At 63.5% G+C, this 23,572-nt stretch carries 22 protein-coding genes, 1 tRNA gene and 1 riboswitch; of the genes, 21 read left to right on the plus strand and 2 right to left on the minus strand.

Annotation, left to right across the window (positions count from 1 at the left end; translation table 11 throughout):
• Positions 1–35 precede the first annotated feature (35 nt).
• The 12 genes from thrS (at position 36) to BFAL_RS04605 (ending at position 12,352) form a co-directional block, all read left to right on the plus strand.
• Entirely contained in the window at positions 36–2,090 is a 2,055-nt protein-coding gene (gene thrS, locus BFAL_RS04550) for a threonine--tRNA ligase (protein WP_055427245.1), read from the plus strand.
• A gap of 154 nt (positions 2,091–2,244) precedes the next feature.
• Entirely contained in the window at positions 2,245–3,000 is a 756-nt protein-coding gene (locus tag BFAL_RS04555) for a YebC/PmpR family DNA-binding transcriptional regulator (RefSeq protein ID WP_055427246.1), read from the plus strand.
• A 7-nt stretch (positions 3,001–3,007) separates the two neighbouring features.
• Complete coding sequence (gene ruvC, locus BFAL_RS04560) at positions 3,008–3,592, plus strand: crossover junction endodeoxyribonuclease RuvC (protein ID WP_055427247.1); 585 nt, start codon at positions 3,008–3,010, stop codon at positions 3,590–3,592.
• A gap of 124 nt (positions 3,593–3,716) precedes the next feature.
• Positions 3,717–4,340 (plus strand): Holliday junction branch migration protein RuvA, encoded by a 624-nt coding sequence (gene ruvA / locus BFAL_RS04565; RefSeq protein ID WP_055427248.1) that lies wholly within the window; start codon positions 3,717–3,719, stop codon positions 4,338–4,340.
• 120 nt (positions 4,341–4,460) lie between these two features.
• Positions 4,461–5,543 (plus strand): Holliday junction branch migration DNA helicase RuvB, encoded by a 1,083-nt coding sequence (gene ruvB / locus BFAL_RS04570; protein ID WP_055427249.1) that lies wholly within the window; start codon positions 4,461–4,463, stop codon positions 5,541–5,543.
• A 49-nt stretch (positions 5,544–5,592) separates the two neighbouring features.
• A complete protein-coding gene (locus BFAL_RS04575; protein WP_055427250.1) occupies positions 5,593–6,024 on the plus strand; it encodes a preprotein translocase subunit YajC in 432 nt (143 codons plus the stop codon).
• A gap of 3 nt (positions 6,025–6,027) precedes the next feature.
• The gene (locus BFAL_RS04580) at positions 6,028–6,609 is read left to right on the plus strand and encodes an adenine phosphoribosyltransferase (protein WP_055427251.1); all 582 of its coding nucleotides are present in this window, start codon (positions 6,028–6,030) and stop codon (positions 6,607–6,609) included.
• Between the two features lie 96 nt (positions 6,610–6,705).
• Complete coding sequence (sucC, locus tag BFAL_RS04585) at positions 6,706–7,911, plus strand: ADP-forming succinate--CoA ligase subunit beta (protein WP_055427252.1); 1,206 nt, start codon at positions 6,706–6,708, stop codon at positions 7,909–7,911.
• Complete coding sequence (gene sucD, locus BFAL_RS04590) at positions 7,911–8,834, plus strand: succinate--CoA ligase subunit alpha (protein ID WP_055427253.1); 924 nt, start codon at positions 7,911–7,913, stop codon at positions 8,832–8,834. The genes sucC and sucD overlap by 1 nt, the downstream gene beginning before the upstream one ends.
• Positions 8,835–8,842: 8 nt before the next feature.
• Positions 8,843–10,426 carry a cell division protein PerM gene (locus BFAL_RS04595; protein ID WP_152973538.1) on the plus strand — a complete coding sequence of 528 codons (1,584 nt, stop codon included), beginning with the start codon at positions 8,843–8,845 and terminating at the stop codon, positions 10,424–10,426.
• Entirely contained in the window at positions 10,413–12,044 is a 1,632-nt protein-coding gene (gene purH, locus BFAL_RS04600) for a bifunctional phosphoribosylaminoimidazolecarboxamide formyltransferase/IMP cyclohydrolase (RefSeq protein WP_055427255.1), read from the plus strand. Before BFAL_RS04595 ends, purH begins: the two co-directional genes overlap by 14 nt.
• A gap of 20 nt (positions 12,045–12,064) precedes the next feature.
• On the plus strand, positions 12,065–12,352 hold the full coding sequence (locus BFAL_RS04605) for a hypothetical protein (protein ID WP_055427256.1): 288 nt from the start codon (positions 12,065–12,067) through the stop codon (positions 12,350–12,352).
• Here the strand turns inward: BFAL_RS04605 and BFAL_RS04610 are convergent.
• Positions 12,266–13,255 (minus strand): MIP/aquaporin family protein, encoded by a 990-nt coding sequence (locus tag BFAL_RS04610; RefSeq protein ID WP_055427257.1) that lies wholly within the window; start codon positions 13,253–13,255, stop codon positions 12,266–12,268. The genes BFAL_RS04605 and BFAL_RS04610 overlap by 87 nt on opposite strands.
• A 153-nt stretch (positions 13,256–13,408) precedes the next feature.
• Between BFAL_RS04610 and BFAL_RS04615 the strand changes: the two genes are divergently transcribed.
• The 9 genes from BFAL_RS04615 (at position 13,409) to BFAL_RS04655 (ending at position 20,938) form a co-directional block, all read left to right on the plus strand.
• A complete protein-coding gene (locus BFAL_RS04615; RefSeq protein WP_055427258.1) occupies positions 13,409–14,185 on the plus strand; it encodes a pseudouridine synthase in 777 nt (258 codons plus the stop codon).
• Complete coding sequence (gene der, locus BFAL_RS04620) at positions 14,182–16,311, plus strand: bifunctional cytidylate kinase/GTPase Der (RefSeq protein ID WP_055427259.1); 2,130 nt, start codon at positions 14,182–14,184, stop codon at positions 16,309–16,311. Before BFAL_RS04615 ends, der begins: the two co-directional genes overlap by 4 nt.
• A 264-nt stretch (positions 16,312–16,575) precedes the next feature.
• A tRNA-Pro gene (locus tag BFAL_RS04625) sits at positions 16,576–16,652 on the plus strand.
• 463 nt (positions 16,653–17,115) lie between these two features.
• Complete coding sequence (locus BFAL_RS10635) at positions 17,116–18,177, plus strand: tyrosine-type recombinase/integrase (protein ID WP_160319032.1); 1,062 nt, start codon at positions 17,116–17,118, stop codon at positions 18,175–18,177.
• A 442-nt stretch (positions 18,178–18,619) separates the two neighbouring features.
• Positions 18,620–18,952, plus strand: coding sequence for an HNH endonuclease (locus tag BFAL_RS04635; RefSeq protein ID WP_055427260.1), 333 nt, complete (start codon positions 18,620–18,622; stop codon positions 18,950–18,952).
• Between the two features lie 254 nt (positions 18,953–19,206).
• Positions 19,207–19,422, plus strand: a complete 216-nt coding sequence (locus BFAL_RS04640; RefSeq protein ID WP_055427261.1) for a hypothetical protein — start codon at positions 19,207–19,209, stop codon at positions 19,420–19,422.
• Positions 19,394–20,020, plus strand: coding sequence for a hypothetical protein (locus BFAL_RS04645; RefSeq protein ID WP_152973539.1), 627 nt, complete (start codon positions 19,394–19,396; stop codon positions 20,018–20,020). Before BFAL_RS04640 ends, BFAL_RS04645 begins: the two co-directional genes overlap by 29 nt.
• A 199-nt stretch (positions 20,021–20,219) precedes the next feature.
• On the plus strand, positions 20,220–20,672 hold the full coding sequence (locus tag BFAL_RS04650) for a hypothetical protein (protein ID WP_055427263.1): 453 nt from the start codon (positions 20,220–20,222) through the stop codon (positions 20,670–20,672).
• The gene (locus tag BFAL_RS04655) at positions 20,669–20,938 is read left to right on the plus strand and encodes a hypothetical protein (RefSeq protein ID WP_055427264.1); all 270 of its coding nucleotides are present in this window, start codon (positions 20,669–20,671) and stop codon (positions 20,936–20,938) included. The genes BFAL_RS04650 and BFAL_RS04655 overlap by 4 nt, the downstream gene beginning before the upstream one ends.
• Position 20,939: 1 nt before the next feature.
• Here BFAL_RS04655 and ybiA read toward each other — a convergent pair whose 3' ends face one another.
• Positions 20,940–22,214 carry a riboflavin biosynthesis intermediates N-glycosidase gene (gene ybiA / locus BFAL_RS04660; protein ID WP_160319033.1) on the minus strand — a complete coding sequence of 425 codons (1,275 nt, stop codon included), beginning with the start codon at positions 22,212–22,214 and terminating at the stop codon, positions 20,940–20,942.
• Between the two features lie 1,284 nt (positions 22,215–23,498).
• Positions 23,499–23,559: riboswitch (guanidine-III (ykkC-III) riboswitch) on the plus strand.
• Positions 23,560–23,572 lie beyond the last annotated feature (13 nt).

Raw genomic sequence — 23,572 nt, forward strand, 5'->3', positions numbered from 1 at the left:
TAGTAACGCGGACCCAGATAGCAAAGGACACCATCATGGCGCAAGGCTCCATCTCCATCACAGTCAACGGCGAATCGAAGGAGGTGGAAGCAACCACCACCGGCGTCGAACTCTTCGCGGACGACAAGAACATCATCGCGGTTCGTCTCAACGGCGAACTGCGCGACCTGTACACGCCCCTCGCGGACGGCGACACGGTCGAATCCGTCGCGCTCGACTCCGAGGACGGCCTCGGCATCATGCGCCACTCGGCCACCCACGTCATGGCGCAGGCCGTGCAGGAACTGTTCCCGAACGCCAAGCTCGGTGTCGGCCCGATCATCAAGGACGGCTTCTACTACGACTTCCAGGTCGACCAGCCCTTCACGCCGGACGATCTGAAGAACATCGAGAAGCACATGCAGCGCATCATCAAGTCGTCGCAGTCCTTCCGCCGCCGCGTCGTCTCCGAGCAGGAGGCCCTCGAGGAGGAGGCCGACCAGCCGTTCAAGATCGAGCTGATCGAAGACAAGGAAGCGCACCTCGACCCGTCCACCGCCACCGAGATCTCCGGCAAGGAACTCAGCTTCTACGACAACGTCGACCGTGACGGCAACGTCGTGTGGAAGGACCTGTGCCGCGGACCGCACCTGCCGAACACCCGCTTCATCAAGGCGTTCAAGATCGAACGTTCCGCCGCCGCCTACTGGCGCGGCAGCGAGAAGAACCCGACCATGCAGCGCATCTACGGCACCGCCTGGGCCTCCAAGGAGGATCTCAAGGCGTACCAGACGCGCCTGGAGGAGGCCGCCAAGCGCGACCACCGCAAGCTCGGCGCCGAGATGGACCTGTTCTCCTTCCCGGAGGAGATCGGTCCGGGCCTCGCCGTGTTCCACCCGAAGGGCGCCGCCGTCATCAACGCGATGGAGGACTACTCCCGCGAGATGCACCGCAAGCACCACTACAGCTTCGTGCAGACCCCGCACATCACCAAGGGCGGGCTGTACGAGACCTCCGGCCACCTGCACTGGTACAAGGACGGCATGTACCCGCCGATGCACCTCGACGAGGAACGGGACGCGGACGGCAACATCACCAAGCCGGGCGCCGACTACTACCTCAAGCCGATGAACTGCCCGATGCACAACCTGATCTTCAAGTCGCGCCAGCGCTCCTACCGCGAGCTTCCGCTGCGCCTCTTCGAGTTCGGCACCGTGTACCGCTACGAGAAGTCCGGCGAGGTCCACGGCCTGACCCGCGTGCGCGGCCTCACCCAGGACGACTCCCACATCTACTGCACGCGCGAGCAGATGAAGGACGAGCTGACCAGCCTGCTCACCTTCGTGCTGAACCTGCTCAAGGACTTCGGCCTGTCCGACTTCTACCTGGAGCTGTCCACCAAGGATCCGGACAAGTACGTCGGTTCCGATGAGATCTGGGAGGAGGCGACCAACACGCTGCGCGAGGTCGCCGAGGCATCCCACCTCGACCTCGTCGCCGATCCGGGCGGCGCCGCCTTCTACGGTCCGAAGATCTCCGTGCAGGCGCGCGACGCCATCGGCCGCACCTGGCAGGTCTCGACCATCCAGCTCGATTTCAACCTGCCGGAGCGTTTCCAGCTTGAGTACATCGCGAAGGACGGCACGCACCAGCGTCCGGTGATGATCCACCGTGCGCTCTTCGGTTCCATCGAGCGTTTCTTCGCCGTGCTGCTCGAGCACTACGCGGGCGCGTTCCCGGCGTGGCTCGCCCCGGTGCAGGTGCTCGGCGTGCCCGTCGCCGACGAGTTCGCCCCGCACCTCGCGGGCTTCGTCAAGAGCCTCGAGGACGAGATGGTCCGTTGCGAGATCGACTATTCCGACGACCGTTTCGGCAAGAAGATCCGCAACGCCTCCAAGTCGAAGGTGCCGTTCATCCTCATCGTCGGCGAGGAGGACATGAACAACAACGCGGTCAGCTTCCGCTTCCGCGACGGCAGCCAGCTCAACGGCGTCCCGGTCGACGAGGCCCGCAAGGACATCCTCGACGTGATTGCCAAGCGCGTGCAGGTCAACTCCGCGGACGACTTCAACGCCGTCGTGAACGGCGGGGACGCACCGCAGGCCGAGTGATTCCGGGCGCCACGCGCGCCCTCCATGACGCCGGACCGGCCGGGGATTCGCGGCCGGTCCGGTCCGGCCTATGGCCGTACCGCCGATGTTGTCGGCTTAACGCAATACAATCTATTCGTTTGTCACATACCCGTTCAAACCTGCTAGGAGCATTATGTCAGGTCATTCCAAGTGGGCGACCACCAAGCACAAGAAGGCCGCCATCGACGCCAAGCGCGGCAAGCTCTTCGCCAAGCTCATCAAGAACATCGAGATCGCGGCCCGCATGGGCGGCGGCGATCCGGACGGCAACCCGTCCCTGTACGACGCCATCTACAAGGCCAAGAAGGCCTCCATGCCGGCCGACAACATCAAGCGCGCCGTCAAGCGCGGCTCCGGTGAGGAAGCCGGCGGCGCCAACTACGAGGACATCGTCTACGAGGGCTACGCGCCCGCCGGCGTTGGCCTCATCATCGAATGCCTGACCGACAACCGCAACCGCGCGGCCGCCGAAGTCCGTTCCACCCTGACCAAGGGCAACGGCTCCCTGGCCACCTCCGGCTCCGTCTCCTTCAACTTCGAGCGCAAGGGCCAGATCGTGGTTCCGTCCGAAGGCGTGGACTACGACAAGCTGTTCGAGGCCGCCGCCGAGGCCGGCGCCGAGGACGTCCAGGACGACGGCGACGTGTTCACCGTCATGACCGACCCGTCCGACGTGCACACCGTCCGCCAGGCTCTGGTCGACGCCGGTTTCGAATACGATTCCGCCGATCTGGTCATGGCGCCGAAGAACGAGGTCGAGCTTTCGCTCGAGGACGCCCAGAAGGTGTCCAAGCTCATCGACAACCTCGATGACCTCGACGACGTGCAGAACATCTACTCCAACTGGACCGCCTCCGACGAGGTCATGGCCCAGCTCGACGCGGAGTGATTCTGCGGTGATCATCCTAGGCGTCGATCCCGGGCTCACGCGCTGCGGGGTCGGCGTTATCGAAGCCGGCGCCCATCGCCGGCTTTCGTTTATCCACGTGGACGTCGTGCGGTCGTCGCCCGACGTGTCGCAGGATCTGCGTCTGCTCGCCATCTACAACGGGCTGGTGGAGAAGATCGAGACGTACGCGCCCGACACCGTCTCCATCGAACGCGTGTTCGCGCAATCGAACCGCAACACGGTGCTCGGCACCGCGCAGGCCGCCGGCCTCGCCATGCTCGCCGCGGCACAACGCAACATTCCCGTGGCGCTGCACACGCCGACCGAGGCGAAACTCGCCATCACCGGCAACGGGCATGCGCAGAAGGTGCAGATAGAGCGCATGGTGACGCGCATCCTGAACCTCAATACGATGCCGACGCCCGCCGACGCCGCCGACGCGCTGGCGTTGGCGATCTGCCATGCGCTCAGACCCGCCGGGGCGCTGCAGGGCGGGGAACGCGAAGAGCATCTCACTCCGGCGCAACGCCAGTGGGCGGAAGCCTCCAAGAAGGTCACGAGGCGGCGGTTCAACGCCGATCGCGGCATGTAGCGTCTCCGGCGCGGTATCTCCTGCCGACGATGCGATCACGGCAACGGCGGTGGGAACCGACGCGATTTCATGGAATCCGCAGTGATGGTGTACACTATCGAACAGTTGTTCGAGAGGAGTCGTCATGATCGGATCGCTGCGGGGAGAGGTCGAGACGGTGGATGCATCCGCCGCGCTCATCGCCGTCGGAGGGGTCGGCTATGAGGTGCGCATGCCCTCGGCCGATCTCTCACGGCTGCATGGCGGCATGGAGGCGCACGTCTACACATATCTCAACGTCTCCCAGGACGCCATCACCCTGTACGGGTTCCTCGAACCGGCCGCCAAGCGCACGTTCCTGCAGCTGCTCAAGGTCTCCGGCATCGGGCCGAAGGTGGCGTTGTCCCTGTTGTCCACGCTCAATCCGGGCCAGCTCGCCAAGGCCGTGGCCGACAACGACGCGACGGCGCTTGCCAAGGCACCGGGTCTCGGCAAGAAGGGTGCGCAGAAAATCATTCTGGAGCTCAAGGGGTCCATCGACCTCGAAGACGTCGAAGGCGCGACGGCCGCCGTCACCACCGCCAAGCCCGAGGACAAGGGCGCGCTGCAGGTCGTGGAGGGGCTCATCTCCCTCGGCTGGCGTCAGCAGGATGCGGAGCATGCGGTGCGCCAGGCCTGCGAGGCCAACGGGATTCCCACGCCGCTCAGCGCGCAGGACGTACCCCGCGTGCTCAAGCTCGCCCTGAATTCCCTGGACCGCGGACTGTAAGCGTGGGGCGCGCGTCATGACGCATATGTCCACCGCGCCGGGATGCGGGAATGCCCTGGATGCCCTGGCGGGCGTGTTCCATACGACCGGACGATTCGATGACGGAACGGAGGCGAACGGATGAACGAACCATATATCAGCGGTTCCGTGCAGGAGGGCACGGAGAACATCGGGGCGAACGAGGAGTCGCTGCGCATGGTCTCCGCGCAGCCGGTCGGCAATGAGCCGGTCAGCGACGAGGAGCTCCGCCCGCACGTCCTGGACGGTTTCATCGGCCAACCCAGACTCAAGGCGCAGCTGCAGCTGTTCCTCGACGCCGCCCGCAAGCGCGAGGTCCCGCCGGACCACATCCTGCTTGCGGGGCCTCCGGGCCTCGGCAAGACGACGTTGGCGATGATCGTCGCGAACGAGCTCGGCGTGCCGATCCGCATCACCTCCGGCCCTGCCATCCAGCACGCCGGCGACCTCGCGTCGATCCTGAGCTCGCTCGACGCGGGGGAGGTGCTGTTCGTGGATGAGGTCCACCGCCTGCCGCGCGCCGCCGAGGAGCTGCTCTACATCGCCATGGAGGACTTCCGCGTCGACGTGATGGTCGGCAAGGGTCCCGGCGCCTCGTCGATTCCACTCACATTGCCGCGGTTCACGATGATCGGGGCGACCACGCGCGAGGGCATGCTGCCGTCGCCGTTGCGTGCGCGCTTCGGATTCACCGCGCATCTGGACTTCTACCCGGTCGAGGAACTCGAGAAACTCGTGGCGCGCTCGTCGACGGTGCTCGGCCTCGTGCTCGACGAGGAGGCGGCGCACCAGTTGGCGTTGCGTTCGCGCGGCACGCCGCGTATCGCCAACCGTCTGCTGCGTCGCGTGCGCGACTGGGCCATCGTCCATGATCTGCCCACGGTCGGCGCCGAGGACGTCAAGGAGGCGTTGGCCCTCTACCAGATCGACGCCGAGGGCCTGGACCGTCTGGACATCGCCGTGCTCAACGCCATCGTGCGCAACTTCAACGGCGGGCCGGTCGGTCTGAACACGCTCGCCGCCATGGTGGGCGAGGAGTCCGAGACCGTGGAGACCGTGTGCGAGCCCTATCTGGTGCGCGAGGGATTCCTCGTGCGCACGCCGAAGGGACGCGTCGCCACCGAGAAGGCCTGGGCCCATCTCGGGATACGGCCGAAAGAGGATGTTGTCAATAAGCTTTTCTAGACTTCTGTGGTTGGACCACTCGTTTCCCGATCGGAAGGATTTCCCCTCAATGGATGCCAATATGCTTTTCATCGTCGTGCTCGTCGTCGTCATGGGCGGCATGATGTGGTTCCAGTCCAAGAAGAACAAGGAGCGCCAGCAGGAGGTCAAGGATTTCCGTGCCAACCTCCAGCCCGGCACGGAGGTCATCACGATCGGGCAGGTCATCGGCAAGGTGGTGTCGGTCGACCAGCAGTATGAGGAGATCGTCATCGATTCGGAAGGCTCGCTGATGCGTTTCAGCTTCGCCGGCATCGCCAAGGAGTACACGCGTCCCGCGTTCGTCTCCGATGACGAGGTCGACGAGAACGGCAACCCGCTGCCCGACGACGAGACCCCGCAGCAGGAGGCCGCCGAGGCCGAGAACGCCGGTCAGGTGGACATCGACAAGGCCGTCGAGCAGAACAACGATGAAGCCGACGCCGTGAAGGAAGCGAAGTAGACCATGGTTGACAGCGACATCGTCATCAGGGACCTGGCCAAGGTCGGATCCGCCGATGCGCAGTATCTCGTATCGTTGATCCGTTCCGTTCCCGGCTTCCCGAAGCAGGGGATCATCTTCCGCGATTTCATGCCGGTGCTCGCCGACCCGCGCGGACTGGATATCCTGATGCGCGCCATCGAAGCGGCGTTGCCGCTGCCGGCGGAGGGATTCGACGCGATCGCGGGTCTGGAATCCCGCGGATTCCTGTTCGGTCCCACCCTCGCCCATCATCTCGGCAAGGGGTTCATCGCCATCCGCAAGGCGGGCAAGCTCCCTCCCGAGACCATCGGGGAATCGTACGATCTTGAATACGGCACCGCAAGCGTCGAAATCGAGACCGATGCGGTCAAGGACGGCCAACGCGTGCTCATCGTGGACGATCTCATCGCCACGGGAGGCACCGCCAAGGCGGGCGCCGACCTCATCGCCAAGGCTGGCGGCACGGTGGTCGGTTTCAGCTTCGTCATGGGACTCGACGGGCTTGACGGACTCGACAAGCTGGGGGAGGTGCCGACGTCGACGCTCGTGTCGATGCCGGCCTGATTCCCCGACGGGTCAAACATACAAACGTTCCTCGCCGGCATCCTCGACACGATGCCGGCGATGGCGGTTAATCAGTCATCACTACACGGGACAACAATGGATTTATACGAATATCAGGCGCGTCAGCTGCTTGAAGAGCAGGGCATTCCCACGCCGAAGGCCATCTATGCGCAGAATTCCCATGAAGTCGCCGAAGCCGCGGAGCAGCTCGGCTACCCCTGCGTCGTCAAGGCGCAGGTCAAGATCGGCCACCGCGGCCAGGCCGGCGGCGTCAAACTGGCGAAGACGCGCGACGAGGCGATTCTCGAGGCCGAAGGCATCCTTCCGATGACCATCCACAAGCACAAGGTCAACGGCGTCCTCGTCGCGGAAGGCAAGAACATCCTGCACGAGTACTACGTGTCCATCTCCGTGGACCGCACCTCTCGTGATTACGACGTGCTCGCCACCGCGAACGGCGGCACCGAGGTCGAGGAGGTCGCCAGGGAGCATCCGGAAGCCGTCAAGCGCCTGCATATCGAGGCCCTGGACGACTTCGACCTCGAGGCGGCCACGAAGATGGCCGAGAGCATCGGCTTCTACCATGCCGACGTCGATCAGGCGGCACAGATTCTGCTCAAGATGTGGAAGTGCTTCAAGGAGAACGACGCCACGCTCGTCGAGATCAACCCGCTCGCCAAGATCGGCGACCCGGACGACGAATCCTCCAAGAGCCTGTGCGCGCTCGACGCGAAGATCTCCCTGGACGACAACGCCGCATTCCGTCATGACGGCTGGAAGCGTTTCGCCGATCCGATGGCCAACGACGAGTTCGAGCGCCGCGCCAAGGAGCATGGTCTCCATTACGTGCACCTCAACGGCCAGGTCGGCGTGATCGGCAACGGCGCGGGCCTCGTCATGAGCTCGCTCGACGCGGTCTCCGGCGCCGGCGAGGAGCAGGGCACCGGCATCAAGCCCGCCAACTTCCTCGACATCGGCGGCGGCGCCTCTGCGGAAGTCATGGCGACGAGTCTGGAGATCGTGGTCTCCGACCCGCAGGTGGAATCCGTGTTCATCAACGTGTACGGCGGCATCACCTCCTGCGAGCAGGTCGCCAAGGGCATTCTCGAGGCCATCGGGAAGCTGGGCGGCACGAAGCCGATCGTCGTGAGGTTCGACGGCAACGCGGCGGCCGAGGGACTCGCCATCCTCGCCGAATCGAACAACCCGAGCGTGCACGTCGCACAGACCATGGAGGAGGCGGCCCATCAGGCCGCCCGTATCGCGGCCGATGCCATCGCATCGAAGGAGGCCAACAACTGATGGTGCTGTTCATCGAAGACGACGCCCCGGTCATCGTCCAGGGCATGACCGGTCATCAGGGCATGACGCATACCGCGCGCATGCTCAAGGCCGGAACCAACATCGTCGGCGGCGTCAACGCCCGCAAGGCCGGATTGGACGTGACGTTCCCCGCCGCACGCGACGGCGAGGACACGACCATCCATGTCTACGCATCCTGCGCCGAGGCGAAGGCGGCCACCGGAGCCAAGGCCTCCGTGGTGTTCGTGCCTCCGCGTTTCGCCAAGGACGCCGTCATCGAGGCCATCGAGGCGGGCATCTCGCTCATTGTGGTCATCACGGAAGGCATTCCCGTCGCCGATTCCGCGTATTTCGTGGAACTCGCGCTGCGCCACGGCGTGCGCATCGTCGGCCCGAACTGTCCCGGCCTGATGACTCTGGCCTCCACCCCCGACAGCCACGGGGTGAACCTCGGCATCATCCCGGACGGCATCGTCGGACGAGGGCCACTGGGATTGGTCTCCAAGTCCGGCACGCTCACCTACCAGCTCATGGGCGAACTGAGCGACATCGGCTTTACCGCGTGCCTCGGTGCCGGCGGAGACCCGATCGTCGGCACCACGTTGCTTGAGGCGCTGCAGGCGTTCGAAGCGGACGAGCACACGAAGGCCGTCATGATGATCGGCGAGATCGGCGGCAGTGCCGAACAGGACGCCGCGCAGTGGGCCGCCGAGCACATGACCAAGCCGGTCGTCGCGTACATCGCAGGATTCACCGCCCCGGAAGGCAAGCAGATGGGCCACGCGGGCGCCATCGTATCCGGAGGCAAAGGCACCGCGAAAGACAAGAAGGAAGCGCTTGAGGCCGTCGGCATCCGGGTCGGACGTACGCCCGGGCAGGCCGCCGCCATCATGCGTGAGGTGCTCGCAGGTCTCGATAAGTGAGCCGATTCGTGACATCGCCACGCGTCAGGGCGCTGTTCAAGGGCGTCGTCGCATCCTTGGGTGCGATGGCGCTCTATGCCATATCTCTGGGCTGTTTCATCGCTCTGATGCTGCTCGTCATCTCCATGGAGGAGGGTGGGGAGAATCTGCCGTCCTCGACCATGCCGCTGACCGAGATGGTCATCCTGCTCAGTCAGGGGGTCGGGTTCACCGCCGGCTCCATCGTCCTGACCATCATGCCGTTGCTGTTGACGATACTGCTCGTGGCATTGGTGGCCCAGTGCGCCGCGAGGGGGAGCATCGGCGTTCTCGGTTGGCTGAGCGGACTGGTGGTGTGGACCACGGTCAATCTGATCATCGCAGGCGGCCCTTCGGTGGAACTGCATGATTCGCCCGTGATCATCGCCGTGAAGACGTCGCTGGTATGGACCGTCGGTTGCCTGCTGTCGGCACCGCATGCTTCGTCGGAGGCTTTGGCGCGCCTGCGCGAGTGGATTGCGGCGCGTGTGCCGCACAAGGTGCTGGGCCTGCTGTTCGCCGTCGCCGCCATCGCGGGACTGCTCTTCGCCGCGGTGCTGGTGATATCCACGGTGGTGTGCGTGTTCTGGATCATCCGCGGCTGGCCGACGATGACGACATTGTTCTCCTATGACGGCATGGAGAACGGATCGCGCGTCCTCACCTCCCTTGCGTCGGCTGCGTGGCTGCCCAATCTCATCGTCTGGGCGGCATCGTGGATCATCGGCGAAGGCTTCCATATCGGCGAACTCGCCACGTTCACGATGTGGGGAGGCCAGTCCGCCGGGTTGCCGCCGTTGCCCGTGTTCGGTCTGATGCCGGAGGCGATTTCCGACGAACATATCAGAATCGCCCTGCAGTGCATGGCCCCTGCGGCGGCGTTCGTCATCGGCATGTTCGCGATGCTGATCCCCGGCGACGGACGTGTGCGCCCGGTCCGTCCCGGCGACACCGAGGGCACACGACGGCTTGTGGCCGTCATGGCGCGTCATCTGGCCGCGTTCCTGCTCGCTCTCGCTTGTGCCACCGGTGCATGGATGCTGTGCTTCCTTTTGTCCGACGGCGCGCTCGGCACACGGCGTCTCGCGCATGTGGGCGTCGACGTGACCGCCTCCGGCCTCGCCATGGCGCGTTTGCTTGCCTATGGTCTCGGAACGGCGTGGCTTGCCGTCATGGTGGTGGTGTCGGGCATCTACGGGATACACTGGATTATCGCACGGCGTTCCGTGTCCAGGAACGCCGACGCCGTATCCGATCCGGATGGACGCCCGGATGAGCAACCGGCTGGAGACGGCGACGGTACGGCTGATGACGAATCCGGAGCGCATGATGCGGAGCACGCGCCGCAGAACGAAAGAACCGGCCGCGCTCCCGCGTCGGAACGGCGCATGCCACGTTCCATACGCTCCGACCGTTCCGTCCGCACGGAATCGTCCGATGAACCGGCATCCGGCAAACGTCGTGCCGCACGCACCGTGAGGTCGTCCGTGGACGCGGATACGACCGCCGGCGACATGCGGGCACGTCATGATCGTGATCAATCAACCAAGGAGGAAACCGATGACAACAACTAACCGTCCGATCAAACGGGCGTTGGTCTCCGTCTTCCACAAGGAAGGCATCGAGGTGCTGGCGCAGGCGTTCGTCAAGGCGGGCACCGAAGTGGTGTCCACCGGCTCTACCGCGAAGCGTCTCGCCGAACTCGGCGTGCCCGTCACCGAGGTGAGCGAGGTCACGGGATTCCCCGAGTGCCTCGACGGCCGTGTCAAGACCCTTGACCCGCATATCCACGCGGGCATCCTCGCCGACATGACGAACCCCGACCACGCCGCCCAGCTCGAGAAGTTCGGCATCAAGCCGTTCGACCTGGTCGTCGTGAACCTGTACCCGTTCGCCGACACCGTGCGCTCCGGCGCCGACGAGCCCGCCGTCATCGAAAAGATCGACATCGGCGGCCCGTCCATGGTGCGCGGCGCCGCGAAGAACAGCGCCACCGTCGCCATCGTCACCGACCCGGCCGACTACGCGCTCGTCGCCGCCCGCGTGGAGAACGGCGAGGGATTCAGCCTCGAGGAACGCCGTTGGCTCGCCGGCAAGGCGTTCGCGCACACCGCCGCCTACGACGCGACGATCAACGAGTGGACCGCCAAGCATTGGCCGAAGCCCGCCACCATCGCCGAAACCGACCATGACGACGAGGATCAGCCGGTCGACGCCGCGAAGTTCCCCGCCGCGTTCACCCGCACGTGGAACCGTTCGCACACGCTGCGCTACGGCGAGAACTCGCACCAGCAGGCCGCCCTCTACCTCGACCCGCTCGACCAGACCGGGTTCGCGCACGCCGAGCAGCTCGGCGGCAAGCCGATGAGCTACAACAACTACGTGGACGCGGACGCCGCGTGGCGCGCCGTGTGGGATCTCGCCCCGTCCATCGCCGTGGCCGTCGTCAAGCACAACAACCCGTGCGGTCTGGCGATCGGCGCGACCGCCGCGGAAGCGCACCGCAAGGCCCACGCCTGCGACCCGGTGAGCGCGTACGGCGGCGTCATCGCCTGCAACACCACCATCACGTTGGAGATGGCGGAGAGCGTGCGCCCCATCTTCACCGAGGTCATCGTCGCCCCCGCTTATGAGGACGCGGCCCTCGAACTGCTCAGGACCAAGAAGAAGAACCTGCGCATCCTCAAGGTGGCGGAACCGCCGAAGGGCCACACGCAGTTCCGTCAGATCGACGGCGGCCTGCTGGTGCAGGACATGGATCTCATTAACGCCACCGGCGACGACCCGAACGCGTGGAAGCTCGTCTCCGGCGAGCCGGCCGACGCGGACACGCTCAAGGATCTGGTGTTCGCATGGCGCGCCATCCGCTGCGTCAAATCCAACGCGATCCTGCTCGCTCACGATCAGGCGACCGTCGGCATCGGCATGGGACAGGTCAACCGCGTCGACTCCTGCCATCTGGCCGTCGAACGCGCGAACACGCTTGCCGACGGCGCCGACCGCGCCACCGGATCCGTGGCCGCGTCCGACGCGTTCTTCCCGTTCGCGGACGGTGCCGAAACGCTGATGAACGCCGGCGTCAAGGCCATCGTGCAGCCCGGCGGATCCATCCGCGACGGCGAGGTCATCGAAGCCGCCCAGAAGGCGGGCGTGACGATGTACCTGACCGGCACCCGTCACTTCTTCCACTGATCGGCATAAGGCGGACCACCGTGAAGAACCATCCCTTCGTCTCCGAAGCGCATGAGGGCAAGCCCTGGTTCGAGTGGATCGTCGCCGGTCTGGTGGTCATGTCCGGCGGCATCGCCGCGTTCGGATACACGATGGCCGCCACGGTGGTGATTTCCGTGACGGCCATCGTGACCGGGCTCATCCGTTTGATCCTTAAGGACCGGAGCCCTTGGAAGGTGCGGTCAGTCGCGTTCGACTCCTTCATCGGCATCTGCCTTGGCGTCGGACTGCTCGCCACCTACTTCAGCGTGTACGGCATCGTCCTGTGACGGCGCCTCACCGGCCTTCGTCTGCGTGACGGATTCACCGTCCGCGGCGGCATCGGCATCAGCCGTCGTCTCCAGCGCATACTGCGCGGGGGCGGCGGCTTCGTCGTATGCACCCAGCTGGGACGGATCGTCGCCCTTCGGCTTGGGGGCGGAGATCATCTGCTGCACCACCATCGCCAACGCGACCAATGCCGCGGCGAGCACGGGGCAGATCCAGAACACCCACAGCTGGCTCAGAGGCTCGACCTGCAGTTTCTGGTTCTGGGCGAACAGCGCGATGCCGGTGGCGCGGGCCGGGTTCAGCGCCGCTCCGGTCACCGGGAAGGTGAGCGCCGCGCCGACCGTATAGGCGACGCCCGTGGCGAGGGCATAGCGCTTCGTGCCGTACGTGGCCATGGCGACGCCCACGATGATGATGCCGGCCACCAGTTCCACGGCGATGGCCTGGGTGACGGAGAAGTTCAGCCCATACTGGTTGAGCGTGCTGTAGGATACCGAGCCCTTGTCGAAACCGTTGACCGCGGTCGTGAACCACTGCTGCAACGTGACGTTATCCGACGTCGGCAGCAGGAACTTGATGAGCATGCCGGCCAATGCCGCGCCCACCACCTGGAAGACGATGTAGAGCACGCCGTCCACCGGCTTCGTGCGTCCCGTGACCATCGCGGCGACCGTCACCGCGGGATTGAAATGCCCTCCGGACACGGATCCGAGCGCCAGCGCCGCAGCCGCGTAGGCGAGACCGGTGGCGAGGGCGAGATATGCGAGATTCAGCTGGAAGATGACCGATCCGAACGTGCTGAACACGTAGATGGCGAAACAGACCAGGAAGGTGCCGGCCAGTTCGGCCCCCACTCGGAGCGGCCACGGCTGCTTCCCGTCGGTGTTCTCTTCAAATGTCATTGTCGTTGTCCTTCAATCGCTTTGTCGAAGTTTGGTCCTAGGGGCGCGGCCCGGCGGGCCACTGACAGTCTATCAGCAGCATTCCGGGCCGTATCCGGGGGGTACGGTACCATATTCTCTTTGGAAATACCCCTAGGCCACGTTGGGAGAACGATGCCAAACGCATATTCCCGCGCCATGAAAGCGCATGAAAACAACAATCAAGAAGGAATCCGACTGCAGAAGATCCTTGCCCAGGCCGGATTCGGTTCCCGCCGCAAGTGCGAGGAGATGATCACCGAGGGACGCGTCGAAGTGGACGGCGAGCTCGTCACCGAGCTCGGCACGCGCGTCGATCTGGCGCATCAGCAGGTCCGTGTCGACGGATCGAGGGTGCGCATCAACCCGAACCACATCACCCTGGCGCTCAACAAGCCGCGCAGGGTGCTGTCCGCCATGGACGATCCGAAGGGCCGCTACACGCTGGCCGACATCGTCGGCGACAAGTACGAGCGCATCTTCCACATGGGGCGCCTCGATTACGATTCCGAGGGCCTCATCCTCATGACCAACGACGGCGAACTCAGCCAGCATGTCATGCACCCCAAGTACGAGGTGGAGAAAACCTACATCGCGACGATCGAGGGCCGCATCTCCGGCACCGTCTGCCGCCGTCTGGTCAAGACGGGCGTGCAGCTCGACGACGGCTGGATCAAGCTCGACCACTGCGCCATCATCGACGCCAACCGCGACGCCACCATCGTCAAGGTGGTGCTGCACTCCGGCAAGAACCGCATCGTCCGCCGCATCTTCGGCTCGATTGGCTTCCCGGTCAAGCGCCTCGTGCGCACGCAGATCGGCCCGATCAAGCTCGGAGAGCTGAAGTCCGGCTCCTATCGTGTCCTCAGCCAGGCGGAGGTCCGTTCCCTGTCCAAGGCGGTGGGCCTGTGATCCGCGTCGCCATCGACGGTCCCGCCGGAGTCGGCAAGTCGTCGACGTCGAAGGCGCTGGCAAAATACTACGGTTTCGCCTATCTCGACACGGGCGCCATGTACCGCGCCTGCGCGTGGTGGTGCCTGAAGCAGGGCATCGATCTGGACGCCGAGCAGGTCGACGAGCGCGTGGTCACCGAAGCCGTGGGCGAGTTCTTCACCGGCGACCATTTCGATATCGCCGTCGACCCTGATGCTCCGGCCGTGACGGCGGACGGCGAGGACATCTCCGAGCAGATCCGCTCGTCGGAGGTCTCCTCGCACGTCTCCAAGGTGTCGAACATCATTCCGGTGCGCAACGTGCTCATCGCCGCCCAGCGCGCGTACATCGCGCGCGAGGCGGACAAGGAGTCGTTCTCCGGAGGTCTCGGCATCGTCGCGGAGGGACGCGACATCACCACCGTGGTGGCGCCCGACGCCGAGGTGCGCGTGCTGCTGACCGCGCGCGAGGAGGTCCGTCAGGCGCGTCGCACGGGTCAGGCGGTCTCCGGCGTGGGCGCGGAGGACGTCGCGGCCCGCGATCGGATGGATTCGAAGGTCACGAACTTCACGACCGCCGCGGACGGCGTCGTCACCGTCGACAATTCCGACATGGATTTCGCGCACACGCTCGACACGCTGATTGCCCTGGTGGACGCCGCCATCGAGGAGCAGGAGTACGCGCGCTACGCCGCGAATCTGGAAGGATACGACCTTGACGAAGCCGATGAGGCCCTGATCGAGGACCGTACCGACGGCGCGGTCTCCGTCCAGCCCGGACCGAAGCAGGTCGGCGTGCTCGCGATCGTGGGCCGTCCGAACGTGGGCAAGTCGTCGCTCGTCAACCGCATCCTGCGCCGTCGCGTCGCCGTCGTGGAGGACACTCCGGGCGTTACGCGCGACCGTGTGAGCTATGACGCGGAGTGGGCCGGCACCGACTTCAAACTCGTCGACACCGGCGGTTGGGAAGTCGATGTCGAGGGAATCGACTCCGCCATCGCCTCGCAGGCCGAGGTCGCCGTGAATCTCGCGGACGCCGTCGTGCTCGTCGTCGACGGGCAGGTCGGTCTGACGGACACCGACGAGCGCATCGTGAAGATGCTGCGCGCCTCCGGCAAGCCCGTCACACTCGCCGTAAACAAGGTCGACGACCGCGAAAGCGAGTATCTGGCCGCCGAATTCTGGAAGCTCGGACTCGGCGAACCGTACGCGGTCTCCGCGATGCACGGCAGGGGAGTGGGCGAACTGCTCGACGCGGCGCTCGACTCCCTCAGGAAGGCCGAGAAGACCTCCGGCTATCTCACGCCCTCCGGGCTGCGCCGCGTGGCGCTGGTGGGCCGTCCGAACGTGGGCAAGTCGTCTCTGCTCAACCAGCTGGCGCACGAGGACCGCACGGTGGTCAACGATCTGGCCGGCACCACGCGCGATCCCGTCGATGAGATCATCGACATCGACGGCGAGGACTGGCTGTTCATCGACACGGCCGGCATCAAACGCCGCCAGCATAAGCTCAAGGGCGCCGAATACTATTCGTCGCTGCGCACGCAGGCGGCCATCGAACGCTCCGAGCTCGCGCTCGTCCTGTTCGACGCGTCCCTGCCGATCTCCGACCAGGACCTCAAGGTGATGAGCTCCGCCGTGGACGCCGGCCGCGCCATCGTGCTCGTGTTCAACAAGTGGGATGCGATGGACGAGTTCGACAAGCAGCGTCTCGAACGCTTGTGGATCACCGAGTTCGACCGTGTCACCTGGGCGCAGCGCGTGAACCTGTCGGCGAAGACCGGATGGCACACCAACCGTCTCGCCAAGGCCATGCGCGAGGCGTTGGAATCGTGGGACAAGCGCGTGCCCACCGGCAAGCTGAACGCGTTCCTTGGGCAGCTGCAGTCCGCGCACCCGCATCCGTTGCGAGGCGGCAAGCAGCCGCGCATCCTGTTCGCCACGCAGGCTTCGACGCGCCCGCCGCGGTTCGTGATCTTCGCCACCGGATTCCTTGAACACGGCTACCGTCGTTTCATCGAACGCTCGCTGCGCGAGGAGTTCGGTTTCGAAGGTTCGCCGATTCAGATCTCGGTGAATATCCGCGAGAAGAAGAAGCGCAAGTAGCGGACGGCCGGGAGATCGGATGGTCGGTGACCAGGGAAGGCCGTCTGGGGATGGCTGTCCGGTCGGTATCGGCCATTGTGGTGCATAGCTCATGGGGGCGGGTGTCTGGTGATGCCCGCCCCCATGTGTATGCATATGTATGCGAATGTGGATGTGTACGTGGGGTCCGAGGCCCGCATGAAGTCGATCCAAACCAATCTGACACGCCGATTTGCATTCCTCTGATCATCTGGTAAATTAATCGACTGTTGCAAAAAGCAACATCGGACCATAGCGCAGTTTGGTAGCGCACTTGACTGGGGGTCAAGGGGTCGCGGGTTCAAATCCCGCTGGTCCGACCAGAAAGCCCGGAATCTTAACGATTCCGGGCTTCATTACTGTTGCGCGAAAACACTCCAGACACAATCAGACACGATGACTTCTTTTCCTGTTCGCGCCCCTTGACGATTCATCTCGCTGCACGGTCGTTGCAGAATTCATGTGGAAAGCACATGAAAGGCGAAAGGATGAACCGGTATGGCGAGAGTATTCATTGACGATCGATGGCTCAAGAGATCTCCTGACGGTATGCCGCCCAGTTCGGCTGCGACCAGGGCCCTGTCCTCTGCCAAGGATCCCATGAAGGCGAAAGTTCCTGAAAAATGGCGTACGACCGTCTACGGCATCGGAAGGCGATGGCGTTGCCGATGGCTCGTCACCGACAATGACGGAATCAGGAGGCAGAGGAGCAGGTCGTTCGGGAGAAGAAGCGATGCGGAGGCGTTCAAGGCGGCCCTTGAAGACGATATCAGGCGTGGACGTTACATGGATCCGAGCGGCGGGGACGCGCTGTTCGCCAAGATCGCGCGATCTTGGCTGGAGAGCAAAGCCAACGTAAAGGGGAGCACGCTGCTGCGTTACAAGCGTGAGCTGCGCTGCTATGTCCTGCCCATGTGGGGGAGCAGGATGCTGCGTGAGATTACACGGGATGATCTGCAGCGTTGGGTCAACTCGCTTGCTACCGGCGACTATCCGGCGAAGCTGCCCGGCAAGCGCCAGCCTCGCCCCTTGTCCCCGCGCTCCATCCGCAGCATCGTCAAGGTCGTCATGGCATGCACCCTCGACCATGCGATTGAGGACAAACTTATCTGCGACAATCCCGCACGCAAAGTCAGTCTGCCAAGAATCGTCACCAGCGATGACGACATGGTTGTTCTCACCATCGGCGAGGTGGAACGACTCGCCAGATCGGCTGAAGACATAGGAGGTGACGTGGACGGGCTGCTCGTGCGCTTCCAGGCGTCCGTGGGCACGCGCATCAACGAGGCGCTGGCTTTGCAGGTGCAGGATCTCAACCTCAGGAAGGGCATCGCAAGGGTCCGGCGCACGTGGACGCGCAACCTCGAAGGCAAGCTGGAGCTCGGCACGCCTAAGAACGGCGAGGCCCGTACCGTCGCCATCCCGGACTTCCTCATCGAACCACTCGAGCGGCAGATTCGAGGCTGCGTGAAGGACGATTTCGTGTTCCGTGCCCCGCGCGGCGGGGCCATCGACGACGGCAACTGGCGGACGCGCGTATGGCGCAAGGCGCTCGAACACGTCGGCATGGATGACGAGGGCGTGACCATCCACTCGCTGCGCCACACGTACGCGAGCATCGCCATCGCCAACGGCGCCGACGTCAAGACCCTGCAGAAACAGCTCGGCCACGCCACCGCTACCATGACCCTCGACACCTACGCCGCCCTGTGGCCCGACAGGCTCGACAACGTGGCACACGCCGTCAGCCAAGCATGGCAGCCACACATCAGAACCACCGAAAAAGACAAGCCCGAAAACCACAAGCCGGAGGAGAAATCGCCGGTCACACTCGAACAAGCCGCATAGCGCAACAACACCACCCGACAAATACGCCGTTACACCCAAAACGTTGAAACAACAACGTTTCCAACACAGGTGTAACGGCGTAACGCGTATAACGCCACCCATATACCCAACACCGACACCGCACCCCATAGAAACACCCGTTACACCCGTTACGGAGTTACAGAAGCGAAAAGAGCCAAGACAAGCCAAGGGGCCTTAGCCGAAACGGATACCTCGCACCAGCCGTTACATCCCGATACGACAAGAGCCGGAAATATCTAGTTCCACGTCAAGCCGGTTGAAAAAACCGCTCAACGCAGCAAAAATGATAGTGTTGCCAAATTCTCGAAGCACGAGAGGCAACCCCAGACTTACGGCCCCACAAAGGCCAACCACCCCCACGGCCTTTCCTCCTTTCACCGTGGGGGTTCATTCATATGCCACACCTTTATCAGGAGGGCCCATGGCCAAGCGTCGAGGCAACCCACGGTACGCCAACGGCGCTCGCAGACGGGCTGTGCGCAGACGGGTACTGGCCGCTTATGACACGTGCCATATCTGCGGCAAGCCCGTTGACACGACGCTGCCCGCACGTGATCCGTGGAGTGCGGAAGTGGACAAGCTGTTGCCGGTGTCGAAGGGCGGAAGTCCGTACGAGTTCGCGAACTGCAAGCTGTCGCATCGCGCGTGCAACGAGCTGAGAAGCAACAAGAGCATCGAATGGGCCAGACAAGCCGCCCGAGGGGAAGCCTGCGTCAAGGCGACTTCGGTGCCGTTCCGCACCTCTACATGGTGACGACGCCGCTCGGCACCGTGGGGAGGTGATCCCACCGGCCGGCGCCGGGCGCACCCCTGTGTCATAGCGCCGCTCTCTCCCCGATTTTTTCCAAACAGACCTATCGCATTATGCTTGAACCGTCTGCTTCTCTACTCGCCCCTATAGGAGCTTGGTGTGAGAAGTAACAGCGGGGACTCCACGTGACCAGCTTTCAAGACTGGAACATAAATCGAGGGGTATCCCCGCTTTTTTCTGCCGTTCGGAGGCCGCTCATGGACGAGTACCTGACTTTGTTGCGTCGTACGTTGAAGCGGCTTGAGCAGGCGGTGTTCGATCTGGATACGCCGCCGCGTGACTTGGCGGCGTTGTCGCGTCGGTTGCTTGAGGTGAGTCGGGAGATCGAGCGGTTGGAGGGCAAGGACGGTGTTTCGGGCCCGTCGGTTGCGGTGGAGGTCGAGGATGATGGGTTCGACGAGGAGGCTGTCTGACGTAGCCCGGCACGTGGTGCTGCCGCGTGGCATCGTTTCGACGGGCTGGCCGAAGGTCAAGGCGCAGGCGCGCATGTGCGGCATCGAGTATGACGACTGGCAGGACGGTCTCGGCCGGTGCATGCTGGGCAAGAAGGCTGACGGCCTGTATGCGGCGGGCATCGGCGACGTGGTCATCTCGATCTGTCGTCAGGTGGGTAAGACGTTCACGATCGGCACGATGATCGTGATGCTGTGCATCCTGAGTGAGTACCCGTTGAAGGTGCTGTGGACGGCGCATCGGAGCCGTACGAGTGACGAGACGTTCAAGTTCATGTGCTCGCTGGTCAGGAAGCCGGCGATAGCCCGGTACGTGGATGGCGAGCCGAGACGGGCGAACGGACAGCAGGAGATCGCGTTCACGAACGGGTCTCGTATCCTGTTCGGTGCTCGTGAGAACGGTTTCGGGCGTGGTTTCGACAACGTGGACGTCGAGGTGTTCGACAAAGCGCAGATTCTGGGAACGCGCGTTGGACGACATGATCCCCGCCACGAACGCCGCACGGAACCCCTTGATCATCTACATGGGTACTCCGCCCAAGCCGTCGGATCCGAGTGAGGTGTTCTCGGGGCGTCGTCGTGACGCGTTGCATGGGGACAGTGACGACACGTTGTATGTGGAGTTCAGTGCCGACCGTGACGTGGATCCCGAACGCATGGAACCATACCTCTAAAAAACAAAAACAAAACCCCAAACACAAACAATTCGACACCGCAAATTCACTCAGAAAGAGTCGAACAACGCGACGATCCGGGCCATGCGCGAGTACCCGCCCGGCAGCCGCTTCTTCGTCGCCGGCCCATGGAAGAACGGCAGTGCACACATCTGGAACGCCGAGATCGTCCAGATGCCCAGCGGCTGGAAATCCGTACGCATGTACGACTATCAGCCCGGCGACTACACGAAATACGGGTACAAGAACGGCAAGATACCCGACTGCTATCCCGACGACATCAAGGAAGGGCAGCTGCGGTTCCTGCGCGTGGACGACATGGAACCCACCGACAGCCTTCTCGAAGGCGGCCGGCCGAGCTTCACTGACGCGCCCGCCTACGCGAAACCATGGGTCGGCGATCCTGACACCGTGCGAAGCTGGAGCGAGTGGAAACTCCAACGAACCCACCGCGACGACACCTCGTGGCGGCGTCATCAGGACGAGTACGACAAATGGGCCGAATCCACGCCACCAAGTCAAGGAGGACAAGCATGACCGATAAAGTCACCAGCTACCATCAGGCGCGGCAGATCGTCGAACTTGCCAACAACGGCATCCCCACCAGCCGCGAAGGCGGAGAGGACGCCGACTACTACCACGTGCCCGTGGATCCCGACTTCGCCATGCTCGACGACTGCGACTGGTACGTAAACAAGAAGACCGGCAAGGCCGAACGGCACTATAGCTCACCGCTGATGCCCGCCGGCCCCGGCAATATGGCCGGACGCAATATGGAAACAGTGCATGATGCAGAGGAATGATTCAGGAAGCATGGGTCGGCAATGGAATTGACCGTTCGACGACACTATCCAATAGCCTGAAGGCTTCGTCAGAAGGCATTTGAAGCCGTTGAACTCGCCCGTCCTCGAACACGGCGACCGGCATGGGGCCTCCTTGGGGAATCGTCCATCCGCGATCGTCCTTCGGCTGATAGAATCCGAAGATCCAACCGTTTCTCAACCGGTGAACGTTGACGATTTCGGCGCTATTCCTGTAGAAGGCGTTCGCCATCGCGTATGCCCGCTCATAGGTGATCTCGTGGGCTCTTCGATTCCGTTCCAGTTCCCGGCCGATGTCGCGGAGCCGTTTGAGAAGGTTGAGGAGCCATCCCTTATCCAGTGACTCGCATACCGTCCCCTCGCCGAACCGCTCCCGTCGGGTCAGCCATGTCATCAATGCCTGTACCTGTTTGGCATTGAGCTTGGAATAGTCGCCCGATCGCAGTGTCTTCCACGGCTCGATGCCGGAATCCTCCAGTACCGTATAGCAGTCTGTGCATCCGGCGGTCGCATAGACGAGATCCCACCATTGATCCACCGCGGGCCCGTAGGCGCACCAGCCCATGGGGATCACGCCTTCCTCACGGGGCTTGGGGTAGACCCACTCGTACAGTTCCTTCGCTGGCCTATCCAATTGTGGAATCAGCCTGACGAAGGGCGCGTACTGGAAGTCGAACGGCGTGGTGTCGGCGTTCAGGATGTCGCGTACGTCCATGAGCAGGAAGCCGAGCTTGTTCCGGCCATTCCAGTTGTCGGAGTTCTTCCACCGGTCATCGATCCGCCCGTCCTTGGTCTGCTTGCCGAGCTTGACGCCCCAGATGGCGTCGAACGGCGAGCACTCGACCAGAACCTGATCGCCCGTATCCTTCAGCCGTTGCGCAAGTTCGGGGTTCTGGGAGAACTTGAACACCAGCGCCTCGAACATGTAGCCGGATGATTCCTCGTCCCAAGTCTCTTCGTCGAAGCCTTGGACGCTGCGGCCGATCGCCTTGTATTGGTAGGGCTTTAGGCCCGGTTTCATCACGGCGTCCATCGCTTTCCGGTCGTCGAACCTCCATGCCTTGCGGAACATGAACCATTGTTCGCTGCACTCGAACTTCAGTTCGGTCACCGAACCATCGACTTCTTTCCAATCGACAATGAAAGGCGCCGCATGGAAGTTGGAGGCCCAATCCTCCCCGTTCCAGAAGCCGAAGTAGCGGCGCACCGGCCCATTCCATTCCTCACTATGGAGCTTATCGATGTCGTTCCTGCCCATAGCGGCATCACGCCATGCTTGCGCCCCATTCACAGTCCAAATCGGTTTCATCATTCACCTGCCGATCCCATGAACCATCAATGCCCCAAGTATAAGTCCCGCTCATCGCGGAGCCTCTTACAACTTCTACATATAAGTGGCCCCACTCTCCCGTGGTGGAGGATGGGGCCGTCTATGTCGTTGTCAGTTTGCCCGGTCGCGCAGCAACGGCACGATATCGCGTAGGGTGACATACCCGTGTGGGTCGGGGGTGAGCGTTTCTGGCGGATCCATGTGCGGATGCTCGCGGCTGGCAGCCGGATGCCGGCCTTCGCGCATTCGCCGCTCGTCTGCTTCGGCGTGCCCTTCTTCTCCGACTTGGCGAGCCGGTCCAGGAGCCGGTCGGCGACGTAGGTGCGGTTCACCTCGGCACCACAGGAGCGGCATGCACCCATGTGGGCGTGCGGCGCGCCTTGTTATTCACGCCTTTCATCAGGGGAGTGGTCGTTAGTCGCCAGAGATGACTGAGCGTGTTCCGACGGGATCTCGCGTAGCGACGAGAAGGGATGCACTCGCCGCAAGAGTAGTGCATTCGGTTGGCGCGTCGGGTAGAGTCCCCTCATAAAGGGTGATTCGCACTGCAGTGGTGTCTTCGTCAATGGCAGCCCGTACGCCGTGGCACTGCGGATCGCCCATGGTGAAGAACACACGGATCGAGTGGTTCGAGACCACTTCATATCGGCTCCATGAGGATACGCGCTCGTTATGGAGGTCGGTACGCTGCCGTATATCGTTCGTGGATTGTGCTGGCGGCTTCGCCGCGGGATCGTACCCGGGATTTGTGGTAGCGGAGCCGGAAGGGGACTCACCCCCGCCGTCGGTGCAGCCCGTCATGGCAATAACGGCCAAGACAGCTGCCGCCAGCACTGCCGTGAGCCGGCGTAGGCGAATCGGATTATGATCATTCATGGCTGCGTGTTCACCAGTCCTTGTCGGCGGCGACGAACAGGTCGTTGACGCGACTGTCGAAGTATGGTCCTCGGATGCATACGGTACTGTCTTTAGACCATTCAAGGTGGCACTGCGGACGTATCCGAGGCCGCTGGTGTTGCCGCACTGGTCGAGTCATGGACCGCCGGATGAGCCACCACCGAAGTTGCAACAGGGAATGTGGTTGAACTTGTAGGTGCTGATCCAGCGGTACCGCTTGTACCCCAGCAGGGCCATATGCTCTGGCCCCCATTAAGATCTGTCGGGTAGTCGAAGAGGCCGCCTCGGCATAATACGTGTGTGCTATGCTGATTGGCAGAGCCTGCGCCGGCTCCCGGACGATGGACAAGTACCCGGTTCGACAAGACTTGCCATGTTTAGAGGAGCGT

Origin of the sequence: Bifidobacterium aesculapii (assembly GCF_001417815.1) — a bacterium.
Lineage (GTDB): Bacteria > Actinomycetota > Actinomycetes > Actinomycetales > Bifidobacteriaceae > Bifidobacterium > Bifidobacterium aesculapii.

What these genes read in the sequence shown, in the direction of transcription:
- ybiA (WP_160319033.1), bottom strand. Translation starts at nt 22,214, where the DNA reads ATGGGCAGGAACGACATCGATAAGCTCCATAGTGAGGAATGGAATGGG.
- BFAL_RS04645 (WP_152973539.1), top strand. Translation starts at nt 19,394, where the DNA reads ATGATGGGTTCGACGAGGAGGCTGTCTGACGTAGCCCGGCACGTGGTG.
- BFAL_RS04640 (WP_055427261.1), top strand. Translation starts at nt 19,207, where the DNA reads ATGGACGAGTACCTGACTTTGTTGCGTCGTACGTTGAAGCGGCTTGAG.
- purH (WP_055427255.1), top strand. Translation starts at nt 10,413, where the DNA reads ATGACAACAACTAACCGTCCGATCAAACGGGCGTTGGTCTCCGTCTTC.
- BFAL_RS04655 (WP_055427264.1), top strand. Translation starts at nt 20,669, where the DNA reads ATGACCGATAAAGTCACCAGCTACCATCAGGCGCGGCAGATCGTCGAA.
- BFAL_RS04610 (WP_055427257.1), bottom strand. Translation starts at nt 13,255, where the DNA reads ATGACATTTGAAGAGAACACCGACGGGAAGCAGCCGTGGCCGCTCCGA.
- BFAL_RS04635 (WP_055427260.1), top strand. Translation starts at nt 18,620, where the DNA reads ATGGCCAAGCGTCGAGGCAACCCACGGTACGCCAACGGCGCTCGCAGA.
- BFAL_RS04580 (WP_055427251.1), top strand. Translation starts at nt 6,028, where the DNA reads ATGGTTGACAGCGACATCGTCATCAGGGACCTGGCCAAGGTCGGATCC.
- thrS (WP_055427245.1), top strand. Translation starts at nt 36, where the DNA reads ATGGCGCAAGGCTCCATCTCCATCACAGTCAACGGCGAATCGAAGGAG.
- ruvB (WP_055427249.1), top strand. Translation starts at nt 4,461, where the DNA reads ATGAACGAACCATATATCAGCGGTTCCGTGCAGGAGGGCACGGAGAAC.
- BFAL_RS04555 (WP_055427246.1), top strand. Translation starts at nt 2,245, where the DNA reads ATGTCAGGTCATTCCAAGTGGGCGACCACCAAGCACAAGAAGGCCGCC.
- sucD (WP_055427253.1), top strand. Translation starts at nt 7,911, where the DNA reads ATGGTGCTGTTCATCGAAGACGACGCCCCGGTCATCGTCCAGGGCATG.
- BFAL_RS04575 (WP_055427250.1), top strand. Translation starts at nt 5,593, where the DNA reads ATGGATGCCAATATGCTTTTCATCGTCGTGCTCGTCGTCGTCATGGGC.
- BFAL_RS10635 (WP_160319032.1), top strand. Translation starts at nt 17,116, where the DNA reads ATGGATCCGAGCGGCGGGGACGCGCTGTTCGCCAAGATCGCGCGATCT.
- BFAL_RS04615 (WP_055427258.1), top strand. Translation starts at nt 13,409, where the DNA reads ATGCCAAACGCATATTCCCGCGCCATGAAAGCGCATGAAAACAACAAT.
- BFAL_RS04650 (WP_055427263.1), top strand. Translation starts at nt 20,220, where the DNA reads ATGCGCGAGTACCCGCCCGGCAGCCGCTTCTTCGTCGCCGGCCCATGG.
- ruvA (WP_055427248.1), top strand. Translation starts at nt 3,717, where the DNA reads ATGATCGGATCGCTGCGGGGAGAGGTCGAGACGGTGGATGCATCCGCC.
- sucC (WP_055427252.1), top strand. Translation starts at nt 6,706, where the DNA reads ATGGATTTATACGAATATCAGGCGCGTCAGCTGCTTGAAGAGCAGGGC.